Annotated in this window: 11 protein-coding genes; 5 read left to right on the forward strand and 6 right to left on the reverse strand. The window is 71.2% G+C overall.

All coding sequences use genetic code 11. The features are described 5' to 3' along the window. Positions 1–104 precede the first annotated feature (104 nt). From ACKTSN_RS32840 to ACKTSN_RS32850, 3 genes are read left to right on the forward strand one after another with little or no spacing between them, the layout of a single operon-like run. Positions 105–1,532 (forward strand): glycosyltransferase family 4 protein, encoded by a 1,428-nt coding sequence (locus tag ACKTSN_RS32840; protein ID WP_409472429.1) that lies wholly within the window; start codon positions 105–107, stop codon positions 1,530–1,532. After that, positions 1,526–2,260, forward strand: coding sequence for a class I SAM-dependent methyltransferase (locus ACKTSN_RS32845; protein ID WP_126391870.1), 735 nt, complete (start codon positions 1,526–1,528; stop codon positions 2,258–2,260). Before ACKTSN_RS32840 ends, ACKTSN_RS32845 begins: the two co-directional genes overlap by 7 nt. After that, the gene (locus tag ACKTSN_RS32850; protein ID WP_409472430.1) at positions 2,257–3,327 is read left to right on the forward strand and encodes a prenyltransferase/squalene oxidase repeat-containing protein; all 1,071 of its coding nucleotides are present in this window, start codon (positions 2,257–2,259) and stop codon (positions 3,325–3,327) included. Before ACKTSN_RS32845 ends, ACKTSN_RS32850 begins: the two co-directional genes overlap by 4 nt. Before the next feature lie 51 nt (positions 3,328–3,378). On the opposite strand, the gene ACKTSN_RS32855 is transcribed toward ACKTSN_RS32850, so the two are convergent. Next, positions 3,379–3,672 carry a hypothetical protein gene (locus ACKTSN_RS32855; RefSeq protein ID WP_409472431.1) on the reverse strand — a complete coding sequence of 98 codons (294 nt, stop codon included), beginning with the start codon at positions 3,670–3,672 and terminating at the stop codon, positions 3,379–3,381. A 1,100-nt stretch (positions 3,673–4,772) separates the two neighbouring features. Here ACKTSN_RS32855 and ACKTSN_RS32860 point away from each other — a divergent pair. Next, complete coding sequence (locus tag ACKTSN_RS32860) at positions 4,773–5,180, forward strand: hypothetical protein (protein WP_409472432.1); 408 nt, start codon at positions 4,773–4,775, stop codon at positions 5,178–5,180. Between the two features lie 4 nt (positions 5,181–5,184). Here ACKTSN_RS32860 and ACKTSN_RS32865 read toward each other — a convergent pair whose 3' ends face one another. The 5 genes from ACKTSN_RS32865 to ACKTSN_RS32885 form a co-directional block, all read right to left on the reverse strand. Then, complete coding sequence (locus ACKTSN_RS32865; RefSeq protein WP_409472433.1) at positions 5,185–6,195, reverse strand: LLM class F420-dependent oxidoreductase; 1,011 nt, start codon at positions 6,193–6,195, stop codon at positions 5,185–5,187. Between the two features lie 98 nt (positions 6,196–6,293). After that, entirely contained in the window at positions 6,294–7,124 is an 831-nt protein-coding gene (locus ACKTSN_RS32870; RefSeq protein WP_409472434.1) for a hypothetical protein, read from the reverse strand. A gap of 161 nt (positions 7,125–7,285) precedes the next feature. Further along, positions 7,286–8,230: an N-acetylmuramoyl-L-alanine amidase gene (locus tag ACKTSN_RS32875; RefSeq protein ID WP_409472435.1), complete on the reverse strand. Its 945-nt coding sequence runs from the start codon at positions 8,228–8,230 to the stop codon at positions 7,286–7,288. Between the two features lie 101 nt (positions 8,231–8,331). Then, on the reverse strand, positions 8,332–8,982 hold the full coding sequence (locus ACKTSN_RS32880) for a class I SAM-dependent methyltransferase (RefSeq protein ID WP_409472436.1): 651 nt from the start codon (positions 8,980–8,982) through the stop codon (positions 8,332–8,334). 90 nt (positions 8,983–9,072) lie between these two features. Then, on the reverse strand, positions 9,073–10,812 hold the full coding sequence (locus tag ACKTSN_RS32885; RefSeq protein ID WP_409472437.1) for an MFS transporter: 1,740 nt from the start codon (positions 10,810–10,812) through the stop codon (positions 9,073–9,075). Positions 10,813–10,965: 153 nt separating this feature from the next. On the opposite strand from ACKTSN_RS32885, the gene ACKTSN_RS32890 reads away from it, so the two are divergent. Further along, positions 10,966–12,399, forward strand: coding sequence for an MFS transporter (locus tag ACKTSN_RS32890; RefSeq protein ID WP_409472438.1), 1,434 nt, complete (start codon positions 10,966–10,968; stop codon positions 12,397–12,399). Positions 12,400–12,490 lie beyond the last annotated feature (91 nt).

The raw sequence follows: 12,490 nt of genomic DNA on the forward strand, positions 1-12,490 counted from the left end.
TGCCGGTAGATTCAGAGCCTCTTGAACGATCAAGTCTGAAACTTGTTCTAGATTAGCGTCCCGGCGTAATCTCGCGGGACAGTGCAGTGAGAAGGGGGCCCAGAGTGACCGCTGAGGCCAGTCAGGCGGGGTCCCCCGGGGGCCTGGCCGCCGACGGCGAGCGACCGCTCCGTATCGCACTCCTCACCTACAAGGGAAACCCGTTCTGCGGCGGCCAGGGCGTCTACGTCCGGCACCTCTCCCGCGAACTCGCCCGCCTCGGCCACCGCGTCGAGGTCGTCGGCGCCCAGCCCTACCCCGTCCTCGACGAGGGTTACGACGGACTGCGCCTCACCGAGCTGCCCAGCCTCGATCTCTACCGCCAGCCCGACCCCTTCCGCACGCCGAAGCGCGACGAGTACCGGGACTGGATCGACGCGCTGGAAGTGGCGACCATGTGGACCGGCGGTTTCCCCGAGCCGCTGACATTCTCGCTCCGCGCCCGCCGTCATCTGCGCGCCCGGCGCGGCGAGTTCGACGTCGTGCACGACAACCAGACGCTCGGGTACGGGCTGCTGGGTGATGTGGGCGCCCCGCTCGTCACCACGATCCACCACCCCATCACCGTGGACCGCCAGTTGGAGCTCGACGCGGCTCAGGGCCGGCAGCGGCGGCTGTCCGTGCGCCGCTGGTACGCCTTCACCCGCATGCAGAAGCGCGTGGCGCGCCGACTGCCGTCGGTTCTCACCGTCTCCGGCACGTCCCGCCAGGAGATCGTCGACCACCTCGGCGTACGGCAGGACCGCATCCACGTGGTCCACATCGGCGCGGACACGGACCTGTTCTCGCCGGATCCGTCGGTACGGCAGATCCCGGGCCGGATCGTCACCACGTCCAGCGCCGATGTCCCGCTGAAGGGCCTGGTCTTCCTCGTCGAGGCGCTGGCGAAGGTACGCACCGAGCATCCCGACGCCCACCTCGTCGTCGTCGGCAAGCGGCCCGAGGAGGGGCCGGTCGCACAGGCCGTCCAGCGGTACGGCCTCGAGGGCGCCGTCGAGTTCGTCAAGGGCATCTCCGACGCCGAACTCGTCGACCTGGTCCGCTCGGCGCAGGTGGCGTGCGTGCCATCGCTGTACGAGGGCTTCTCCCTGCCGGCCGCCGAGGCGATGGCCACCGGGACGCCGCTGCTCGCCACGACCGGCGGGGCGATTCCCGAGGTCGCCGGACGGGACGGGGAGACCTGCCTGGCGGTGCCGCCCGGCGACGCGGGGGCGCTGGCCGCCGGGCTGAGCCGGCTGCTGGGCGACCCGGACCTGCGGGCACGCCTCGGCGCGGCGGGGCGTGAGCGGGTGCTACGGCACTTCACCTGGGCCCGAGCCGCTCAGGGCACGGTGGCCCGCTACCGCGAGGCCATCGCCGGCTCCGCCGACCAGGAGCCCAGCCGCCCCGCGGCCCCCGCCCCGAGCCGCTCCGCGACCCCGGTTCCCGGCCGCTCCGCGGCCGCAGAAGTTGTTGACGTTGTATCCGACCGCGAAAGCAGGGCCACGTGCTGACCGTCGACTTCTCCCGGTTCCCGCTCGCCCCGGGCGACCGCGTCCTGGACCTCGGCTGCGGTGCCGGACGGCACGCGTTCGAGTGCTATCGACGGGGTGCCCAGGTCGTGGCCCTGGACCAGAACGGTGAGGAGATCCGCGAGGTCGCCAAGTGGTTCGCGGCGATGAAGGAGGCGGGGGAGGCCCCGGAGGGCGCCACCGCGACCGCGATGGAGGGCGACGCCCTCGCGCTGCCCTTCCCCGACGAGTCCTTCGACGTCGTGATCATCTCCGAGGTGATGGAGCACATCCCCGACGACAAGGGCGTCCTCGCCGAGATGGTCCGCGTGCTCAAGCCCGGCGGGCGGATCGCGATCACCGTCCCCCGCTACGGCCCCGAGAAGGTCTGCTGGGCCCTGTCCGACGCCTACCACGAGGTCGAGGGCGGCCACATCCGCATCTACAAGGCGGACGAGCTGCTCGCGAAGATCCGCGAGGCCGGTCTCAAGCCGTACGGCACACACCACGCGCACGCCCTGCACAGCCCCTACTGGTGGCTGAAGTGCGCGTTCGGCGTCGACAACGACAAGGCGCTGCCGGTGCGGGCGTACCACAAGCTGCTGGTCTGGGACATCATGAAAAAGCCGCTCGCGACCAGAGTCGCCGAGCAGGCGCTCAACCCGCTGATCGGCAAGAGCTTCGTGGCGTACGCGACCAAGCCGCACCTGCCTCGGGTGGACGCCAAGTGACCACTCCCCGGACAGAACACCTCGTCCTGCCCGGGGTCCTCACCTCCGAGCAGGCCGCCGCGACCGTCGCCGGCATCCTCGCCGTGCAGCGCGAGGACGGGGCGATCCCGTGGTTCCGCGGGCACCACCTCGACCCGTGGGACCACGTCGAGGCCGCGATGGCGCTGGACGCGGCGGGCGAGCACGAGGCCGCCGAGCGGGCGTACCTCTGGCTGGCGACGCACCAGAACGAGGACGGCTCCTGGTACGCGGCATACGCCGACGGCGACCCGCACGACGTCACCGACCGCGGCCGCGAGACCAACTTCGTCGCCTACGTCGCCGTGGGCGTCTGGCACCACTACCTGTCGACCGGCGACGACACCTTCCTGGACCGCATGTGGCCGGTCGTGTACGCGGCGGTCGAGTTCGTGCTGGACCTCCAGCAGGCGGGCGGGCAGATCGGCTGGAAGCGCGAGGACGACGGCACGTCCACCGCGGACGCGCTGCTCACCGGCAGCTCCTCGATCCACCACGCGCTGCGCTGCGCACTCGCCATCGCCGAGCAGCGTGAAGAGCCGCAGCCCGACTGGGAGTTGGCGGTGGGCATGCTGCGGCACGCGATACGCCGGCACCCGGAGCGGTTCCTGGACAAGGACCGCTACTCGATGGACTGGTACTACCCGGTGCTGGGCGGCGCCCTGACCGGCTCGGAGGCCAAGTCCCGTATGGAGGAGGGCTGGGACCGCTTCGTCGTCCCCGGCCTCGGGGTGCGCTGCGTGGTCCCCAACCCGTGGGTGACCGGTGGGGAATCGGCCGAACTCGCCCTGGCCCTGTGGGCGATGGGCGAGTCCGACCGTGCGCTGGACATCCTGCAGTCCATCCAGCACCTGCGCGATCCGCGGACCGGCCTGTACTGGACGGGCTACGTCTTCGACGACGACGCGATCTGGCCGCGCGAACTCACCACCTGGACTGCCGGCGCCCTGCTGCTCGCCGTGGCCGCGCTCGGCGGCCACGAGGCCACGTGCGCGGTCTTCGGCGGCGACCGCCTGCCGACGGGGTTGGACCCGGACTGCTGCGCCTGAGAGCTCGGGCGGATCGTGTTCAGGACGCTCCGCTCACCGGCGTCGGAGTGGTCAGTGCCGGTGGATGCGGCCCGCGATCGCGTGCCCCACGAACAGGTACACGACCGCGGCCAGACCGTACCCGGCGACGACGCGCGCCCACGCCTCGTCGAAGGTGAACAGGTCGTGCGACCAGCCCGCCAGCCAGCGTGCCGCGTCGTGGATGAACTGGACGAAGTCGTTGGCGCGGTTGGCGTCCAGCAGGTACATCAGGATCCACAGGCCCAGGATGAGGGCCATGATGTCGGCGACGATCGCGATGACCGTGCCGGCCTGGTTGGCACCGTTGCGATATCGAGGGGACATGCCCTCCGGGTTGCCGCTCACACCTGACTGAAACCCCGCTGCCGCCTCACCGCGGTCAGCTGTCATTCGTCCGCCGTTCGAGTGGAGTTGGTTCCTCCGGGGGATGGTGTTCTCTGGGGTCTCTGATGATCCTGCCCCTCGAGCGGCAGGAGGGGCGTTGTCCGACGACAGAACATCCACGATCGAGGAACCGAGACCCACCACCCGCCGAACCACACCCCGCCGCGTCCCGCGTCTCGTTGTCGCGCGCTGCCGCTCGCCCTCGCCGGACTGCTGTCCCTGACGATCTCGGGCAACACGCTCCGGCCGTTCGAACGCATCACGGTCATCGAGTCGCGGATGGCCTCCAAGTCCGACTACTTCAAAGACCCCGAAGTGGAACGGCTGTTACTCAAGCACGGCATCCGCGTGGACATCCGCCGCCTCGGCTCCCGGGGCATCGCCACCCGGTCCCTGAAGGGCCTGGACGTGGTCTTCCCGTCCGGCCAGCCCGCAGCGGAAGCTGATCCTGGACCGGCCGGACGACACGGGTCAGTCGGTGCGCCCCTTCGTCAGCCCGCTGGCCCTCGGCACCTTCCGCGACTACGCCGAAACCCTGGTGCAGGCGGGGATGGCGACGGCGCAGCAGCCGACGGGTGGGGATCCGACGATCTATGACGACCTCGACATGCCAAAGTTCATGACCCTGCTCGACGGCGTGGACGACCCGGACGACCCCAAGGACGGCAAGGGCAAGAAGGCGGACACCTGGAACGGCATCGGCTACGAGGACGTGGCCCGGCACAACCGCAGCAACAGCGGCAGCGTCCTGGTGCGTACGTCCAATGTCTGCGAGTCCAACGCCGCGGGCACCTGTCTCAGCATGCTCGCCTTCGTCGCCAACGACGACAAGATCCCGGGCTCGAACCACCCCAACGACCCCGAGCGCGCCAAGGAGGAAGTCGACCGGATCGCCGCGGAGATCAAGCCCCTCGTCAGTCTGCAGGGCAGGTGGGCAGACGAGCAGGCCGACAGCTACTTCTCCGATCTCGGTGAGTCCCTGGCGCCCATCTCCCTGATCTACGAGCACCTCCTGCACCCAGGACGAGTCCACCCCGATCATGCGGTCACCGGTCGTCGTCGGCCTCGAACCCGACATCGCCGAGAAGCTGCGCAAGGCCGCCCCCGAGGGCCGGATCTCCTGGGCGGACGTGGCGGACGCCGCCGCCGACGGCACCGTACGGTTCGGGATGGCCCTGAGTGCCCTACGGCTGGCGTACGTCTCCGTCACCGGCGACTTCACCGCCCGCCGACCGGAGAACGGAGACGTACAGCTGCGCGCCCGGTACGGCAGCGGTGAGCCGCCCGCGCACGTGGAGATCATCTGCGACGAGTCCGCGGGCCGCGGCGACTTCCGCAAGGAGCGCTACCACCGCGGGCAGTTCACGGCCCGCTGCCTGGGCAAGGCACGGGGCTGGGACGCACAGACGGGGGAGCTGTCGCTGGACCCGGTGGCCATCTTCCGCTGAACCGCTAGGAGTTGAGCTCCGCGAGCACCCGAAGCGTGTGCGGGTCGGGAGCCAGGACCAGCAGGTCGGTCACCGGGCCCTTGCGCCACAACTCCAGCCGCTGCGCGATGCGTTCGCGCGGGCCGACGAGGGAGATCTCGTCCGCGAACGCGTCGGGTACCGCCCGCACGGCCTCCTCCCGACGACCGGCGAGGAACAGCTCCTGGATCCGCCGGGCCTCCTCCTCGTACCCCATGCGGGCCATCAGATCGGCGTGGAAGTTGCGCTTGGCGTGGCCCATCCCGCCGATGTAGAAACCGAGCATCGCCTTGACCGGCAGCAGCCCCTCCGCGACGTCGACGCACACCCGCGCCTGCGCCATCGGCGCGACGAGGAAGCCCTCGGGAGCGCCGGCGAGGGAGGCCTCGTACACCTCGGTCCGCAGCGGGGACCAGTACAACGGCAGCCAGCCGTCAGCGATCCGGGCGGTCTGCGCGATGTTCTTCGGGCCCTCCGCGCCCAGCAGGACGGGCAGATCGGGGCGGTGCGGATGCGTGATGGACTTCAGCGGCTTGCCCAGCCCGGTGCCGTCCGCACCCCGGTACGGGTGGGAGTGGAACCGCCCGTCGAGTTCAACAGGGGCCTGTCGCTCGAGGACCTGCCGTACGACATCGACGTACTCCCGGGTCGCGGTCAGCGGCGAGGACGGGAACGGCCGTCCGTACCAGCCCTCCACCACCTGCGGCCCCGACAGCCCGAGCCCCAGCAGCATCCGGCCGCCGGAGAGGTGATCGAGGGTGAGGGCGTGCATGGCGGTGGTCGTGGGCGAGCGGGCGGCCATCTGGGCAACCGCCGTTCCCAGCTTGATGGTTGAGGTGTGGGTGGCGATCCAGGTGAGCGGCGTGAACGCGTCCGACCCCCAGGACTCCGCCGTCCACACCGAGTCGTACCCGAGCCGCTCTGCCTCCCGCGCCAGCGCCACATGGTCGGGGGAGGGGCCGCGGCCCCAGTAGCCGAGCGCGAGACCGAGCCGCATACCGCCTCCTGACGAGATGTCAGTTTTCCGAGGGGCGACTGTACGACAACGGCCCCCCGCCCGGAAGGGCGAGGGGCCGTGCGGCTACGGGCTCGACGTCAGCCGCGCTGGATACCGGTCGTGTCCTGCAGGACACCCCGGCGGCCGTCCTGCGTCTGCGCGACCAGCGCCGGACCGCGCTGCTCGACGGCCAGGTACCAGGTGCCCGGGGCGAGTTCGGCGATCGGCGTCGGCGAACCGTCCTCCGCGAACAGTGGCCGCGGCACCGGCACCGCGAACCAGAACGGGGAGAAGTCCCCGGCCGGCGGCTGCGGCTGCTGGGGCTGCTGGGGCTGAGCGCCGTAGGGCTGACCGGGCTGACCCGGCTGCGGCTGACCGCCACCGAAGGAGGCCTGCTGCGGGGCACCGGGGTAGCCGTAACCACCCTGCGGCTGACCGCCGTAGGGCTGCGGAGCGGCGGGGCGCGGGGCCGGGATGAGGGGGCCCTTGAGGGCGGGGACCAGGGGGGTGGCTACGGCGGCGGCGGCCATGAGCAGGGTGGCGACGAGGGCGAGGATCAGGCCCGTGCCGGCGGTGGGGGCGCCTTCGTCCGAGCCGCTGCCGATGTTGTCGAGGCCGCCGGTCATGTCGAAGACGTTGCCGAGCGCGCACCAGGCGGCGAACACCGTGAAGGCGATGCCGAACTGGCCGAGGTCGAGCCCCGCGACCTTGGGGGTCCGCGGCAGCCCCCGGGCGACGACAACGAGCGCGGCGCCGATGATCCCCGCCAGGACGACACCAAGTACGACCGGGCCGCTTCCCCACAGGCTGGGGAGTTCGATGCCGTCGGCACCGTCGATCGAGTAGAGGTCGAGGAACGACGCGATGAACAGCAACACCGCTGCTCCGATCACCACGCCGTCGCCTCGAGTGAGGGAGCGGATATTCACTTCAGGGTCCTTCGGTTCAGTCGTCTCGTCATCGGTGGAGGCGTCGCTGTCACCATGTCGCCGTCAGGCCGCGGTGTGAAGCGCGGGGGTGGCCCCTCATCGTACGGATGACACTATCGTCCGTTCGATCGCGCTGTCCGCCGGGATCAGCCCGCCGATGACTACCCGCGCAGGAAACTCACGATTCCCTCAGAGATCCCTTGCGCCGCCTTCTGCCTCCACGCGCCGCTGGTCAGCAGTGCCGCGTCCTTGCTATCGCGCATGTTGCCGCACTCGATGAAGACCTTGGGAACCGTTGACAGATTGAGACCGCCCAGGTCCTGACGCGTGACGAGACCGGTGCCGTTGCCGACGTAGTTGGAGGGCGCGCTGCCGGTGAGGCGTACGAAACTTCCCGCGATGCGCTCGCCGAGGTCGCGGGACGGCCCGACGATCGGCCGGGTGTCGGCGGTGCCCTTGTGGACGGACGCCGGGAGGATGACGTGGAACCCGCGGTTCCCGGCGCCGGACCCGTCCGCGTGGATGGATACGACGGCGTCGGCTTTCGCGGCGTTCCCGATCTTTGCCCGCTCGTCGATGCAGGGTCCGTACGGCCGGTCGCCGTCCTGGGTCAGCTTCACCGTGGCGCCCCGCTCGCGCAGCAGCGTGCGCAGCCGGTGGGCGACGTCCAGGGTGAACCTGGCCTCCGTGTAACCGTCGTGGGTGGACGTGCCTGTCGTGTCGCACTCCTTCCAGTTCGTACCGATGTGCACCTTGCGGTTGATATCGGCTGTGTGCTGGAAGTTGCCCGGGTTGTGACCGGGGTCGATGACAACGACCCTGCCCTTGAGGGGAGCGGCGGCCGAGGGCGTCGGGGAGGCGCTCGGCTCCTTGGCGTCGGAGGCCGGCGCATCGGTCGGGGAGGCGGACGAGGAGGGATGTGCGCTCGCCGAGGCCCCGGACGCCTGTCCCGGCGTACCGCCGGAGCCCCCGGAGTCGCCCACCGCCTCGTACACCAGCCACCCGAGCAGCGCGCCCGGCACCAGCGCCGCGACGGCGACGGTCAGTGCCCCGCGGCGGGGGCGGCGGGGCTGGAGGTCATCGAATTCGGGGCCTCGGTACGACACGTCTGCCACCCTAGCTGCCGGTCACGCCACCCCTCGGCCCGTGTGCGGCCCAATGGGTGGTGGCCTGCGCCGTTCGGCTGCCGAAGCCCCTGCGGGACCGCTCAGGTCCCCGCCTCCGTGCGCCGCAGCACCCGCAGCGAGTCGGTCGCCGATACCTCCGTGAAGGCGCCGGAGGCGAGGGCGCGGAGGTAGATGCGGTACGGGGCCTGGCCGGTGAACTCGTCCGCCGGGTCCGGGAACACGTCGTGGATGACCAGCAGACCGCCCTCGGCGACATGCGGCGCCCAGCCCTCGTAGTCGGCGGTCGCGTGTTCGTCGGTGTGGCCGCCGTCGATGAAGACCAGGCCGAGGGGGGTGCCCCACACCCTCGCCACCTGCGGGGAGCGGCCGACCAGCGCGACCACGTGCTCCTCCAGACCCGCCCGGTGCAGGGTGCGGCGGAAGGTGGGCAGCGTGTCCATCAGGCCGAGCTCGGGGTCGACCGTCTCCGGGTCGTGGTAGTCCCAGCCGGGCTGCTGTTCCTCGCTGCCGCGGTGGTGGTCGACCGTGAGGGCCGTCACGCCGGCCGCGCGGGCGGCGTCGGCGAGGAGGATGGTGGAGCGGCCGCAGTACGTGCCGACCTCCAGGAGGGGGAGCCCAAGCCGCCCGGCCTCGACGGCCGCCGCGTACAGGGCCAGGCCCTCGTGCACGGGCATGAACCCCTTCGCGGCCTCGAACGTGGCCAGGATCTCCGGCTTGGGTGCCGCGGGCATGGGGTTCCTTCCGGTCGTACGGGTGGCTGGGCGCCCCATCGTGCACCACGCCCCGTCGGGCCGGCGACGGGGGGCGTGGATGGGTGCGGGTCAGACGGTGACCGTCTCGCCCGGCAGGGCGAGGTCCAGCTCGACCGCCCGCTCGTCGCCCGCGTGGGTCGCCGCGGAGGCGAGCGGGGCGTGGCCGGTCGCCTGTGCGGCGAGGACGTACGCGCCCTCGGACGGCACGGCGAGCGCGTAACTGCCGTCCTCGGCGGAGAGCGTCGCGCCCGCCTGCCGGCCCCGGCGGTCGATCAGCGTCACCTTCGCGCGGGCGACCGGAGTGCCCTCGGCGTCGAGGACGCGGCCGTGGAAGCCGCGCAGGACCTCTTCCGCGCGGGCCAGGTTGGCGTCCTCCTCGCTGCTCGCGCGCAACTGCGGCCCCGCGGCCGGGCGCTGCTTCGGCAGGAAGAGGGCGAACAGCAGGCCGACGGCCACGGCGGCGGTCGCGATCAGGAAGGAGACGCGGAAGCCGTGCATGGTCGGGATCGCGACGCCGTTCACGTTGTTCGCGGTGTTGGCGAGCACCATGCCGATCACGGCGCTCGACGTCGACGTACCGATGGAACGCATCAGCGTGTTGAGGCCGTTGGCCGCGCCCGTCTCCGAGGCCGGGACCGCGCCGACGATCAGCGCGGGCAGGGAGGAGTAGGCGAGGCCGATGCCGGCGCCCAGGACGACCGAGATGACCAGGGCCTGCCAGGCGGCGTTCATCAGGCCGAGCCCGGCACCGTAGCCGATCCCGATGATCAGCATGCCGGTGATCAGCGTGACCTTGGGGCCGTACTGCGCCGACAGGCGGGCGTAGACGGGGGCCGTGAACATCATCGTCAGGCCCAGCGGAGCGACGAGCAGACCCGCCACGACCATCGACTGGCCGAGGCCGTAGCCGGTGGCGGTGGGCAGCTGGAGCAGCTGGGGCAGGACTAGGGAGACGACGTAGAAGGAGACGCCGACCATGATCGACGCGAGGTTGGTGAACAGCACCGCGGGGCGGACCGTGGTGCGCAGGTCCACGAGCGGGGCCGCGGTGCGCAGCTCGTAGAGGCCCCACAGGACCAGCACGACGACGGACGCGGCGAACAGGCCCAGCGTGGTGCCGGACGTCCAGCCCCAGTCGCTGCCCTTGGTGATCGGCAGCAGGAGGAGAACAAGACCCAGGGAGAGACCGAGCGCGCCCGGCAGGTCGAAGGACCCCTCGGCGCGCAGCGGGGACTCGGGTGCGAGGAGGAGGGTCAGGACGATCGAGAGGACACCGAGGCCGGCGGCGCCGTAGAAGAGGGCGTGCCAGTCGGCGTGCTGGGCGACCAGGGCCGCTGCGGGCAGCGCGAGGCCGCCGCCGACGCCGATCGAGGAGCTCATCAGGGCCATCGCCGAGCCGAGCTTCTCGCGGGGCAGCATGTCGCGCATCAGGCCGATGCCGAGCGGGATGGCGCCCATCGCGAAACCCTGGAGCGTACGGCCGACGATCATGGGGAGCAGTGCGCTGGTGACGGCGCTGACCAGCGCGCCGACCACCATCACGGCGAGGCTGAGGATCAGCATCCGCCGCTTGCCGAACAGGTCACCGAGGCGACCCATGATCGGCGTGGCCACGGCGCCGGAGAGGAGGGTCGAGGTCAGGACCCAGGTGGCGTTGCTGGGCTCGGTGTCCAGCAACTGCGGCAGATCCTTGATCACCGGGACGAGCAGGGTCTGCATCACCGCGACAACGATGCCCGCGAAGGCGAGGACCGGGACGACGGCGTCGGTCGCTCTGCCGGTGGGCTGGTCGTTCGTCGTTTGTGTCATGTCGGTGATCAACCCGGTGTGCCTGGGCAACTATTCCGATGCTTTGGTCAGCTAACGAATTCTTGACCTTCTCTTGGGGAACGTCCCCGCACGGGCCTGGCCTAGGTCGAAATCCCGATGCCAGGAGCGTCGGCGGTTGAGAGCATGAAACCCATGCTTGGAGCCGCTGACGTCCCCACCCGCACATCCCGCCGCACCGCGCCGCCCACCTGGCTGGTGGTGGCGCTGGCGTGCGCCGGCCAGTTCCTGGTCGTGCTCGACGTGTCCGTCGTGAACGTCGCACTGCCGTCGATGCGGGCCGATCTGGGGCTGGGCGGCTCCGGACTGCAGTGGGTGGTGAACGCGTACGCGATCGCCTTCGCCGGGTTCATGCTGCTCGGCGGGCGAGCCGGGGACCTGTACGGGCGCAAGCGGATGTTCCTGGTCGGGCTCGCCCTGTTCACGCTGGCCTCGCTGGCCGGCGGGCTGGCCCGGGAGGGCTGGGAACTGCTGGCCGCCCGGGCGGCGCAGGGGCTCGGCGCTGCGGTCCTGGCGCCGTCGACGCTGACGATCCTCACGGCCGCCGTCCCGGAGGGCGCCGCCCGGGCGCGGGCCATCGCGACCTGGACAGCGGTCGGCGCGGGCGGCGGAGCGGCGGGCGGGCTCGTCGGCGGGCTGCTGGTCGACGGGCTGTCGTGGCGGTGGGTGCTGTTGATCAACGTGCCGATCGGCGCGGTCGTCCTGCTCGGGGCCCTGTGGTGGCTGCCGGAGAGTCGCGCCGGGGACGGGCGGCGGCTGGATCTGCCGGGCGCGCTGCTGGTGACCGCGGGGCTCGGCACGCTGGCGTACGGGATCTCGCAGACCGAGGCCTCGGGGTGGACGGCAGCGGCGACACTGGTGCCGCTGGTTGCGGGGCTCGCTCTGGTCGGGCTGTTCCTGCTGGTCGAGGCGCGTACGGCCGCCCCGCTCATGCCGCTCGGACTGCTCGGCCGGCGGGCGGTGTCGTCGGCGAACGCGGCGATGTTCCTCAGCGGTTCCGCCATGTTCTGCATGTGGTACTTCATGACCCTGTACGCACAGAACGTGCTCGGCTACACGCCGCTCGAGGCCGGGCTGGCCCTGGTGCCGAGCTCGCTGGCCGTGGTCGTCGGCTCCAAAGTCGCGCCGCGCCTGATGCGGTACGCGGGAGCGCGGAAGGTGGCCGTCCTGGGGACGGTGGTGGCCGCCGTCGGGTTCGGGTGGCAGTCGACGATCAGTGCGGACGGTACGTATCTGACCGCGATCATGATCCCCGGGATCCTGATGATGCTCGGCGCCGGGCTCGCGGCCACACCGCTGGCCGCGCTGGCGACGTCGGGGGTGCCGACGGGGGAGGCCGGACTGGTATCCGGTCTGATCAACACGTCTCGCGTGATGGGCGGCTCGCTGGGGCTCGCGGTGATGTCGACGATCGCGGCGGCACGGACGGAGGGCAGCGGAGCACCTGTGGCGCTGACGGAGGGGTATGCGCTGGCGTTCAGGGTGAGCGCGGTGGTGCTGGGGGTGGGAGCCGTGATGATGGCGGTGTGGTTGCCGCGACGGGGTGGCTCCGTCGGCGCACCGAGCTGACGCAGTGTCAGGAGTCTTCACAAGTGTGGTGCGCTCGGCTATACAGAGGGCGCCGGACTGGAACGCGTTCTAGAACGGCCCGTGACGACCT

Origin of the sequence: Streptomyces flavusporus, from assembly GCF_046267975.1 — a bacterium.
GTDB classification, from domain to species: Bacteria; Actinomycetota; Actinomycetes; order Streptomycetales; family Streptomycetaceae; genus Streptomyces; species Streptomyces flavusporus.

What these genes read in the sequence shown, in the direction of transcription:
- ACKTSN_RS32885 (WP_409472437.1), bottom strand. Translation starts at nt 10,812, where the DNA reads ATGACACAAACGACGAACGACCAGCCCACCGGCAGAGCGACCGACGCC.
- ACKTSN_RS32880 (WP_409472436.1), bottom strand. Translation starts at nt 8,982, where the DNA reads ATGCCCGCGGCACCCAAGCCGGAGATCCTGGCCACGTTCGAGGCCGCG.
- ACKTSN_RS32860 (WP_409472432.1), top strand. Translation starts at nt 4,773, where the DNA reads ATGCGGTCACCGGTCGTCGTCGGCCTCGAACCCGACATCGCCGAGAAG.
- ACKTSN_RS32865 (WP_409472433.1), bottom strand. Translation starts at nt 6,195, where the DNA reads ATGCGGCTCGGTCTCGCGCTCGGCTACTGGGGCCGCGGCCCCTCCCCC.
- ACKTSN_RS32890 (WP_409472438.1), top strand. Translation starts at nt 10,966, where the DNA reads ATGCTTGGAGCCGCTGACGTCCCCACCCGCACATCCCGCCGCACCGCG.
- ACKTSN_RS32855 (WP_409472431.1), bottom strand. Translation starts at nt 3,672, where the DNA reads ATGTCCCCTCGATATCGCAACGGTGCCAACCAGGCCGGCACGGTCATC.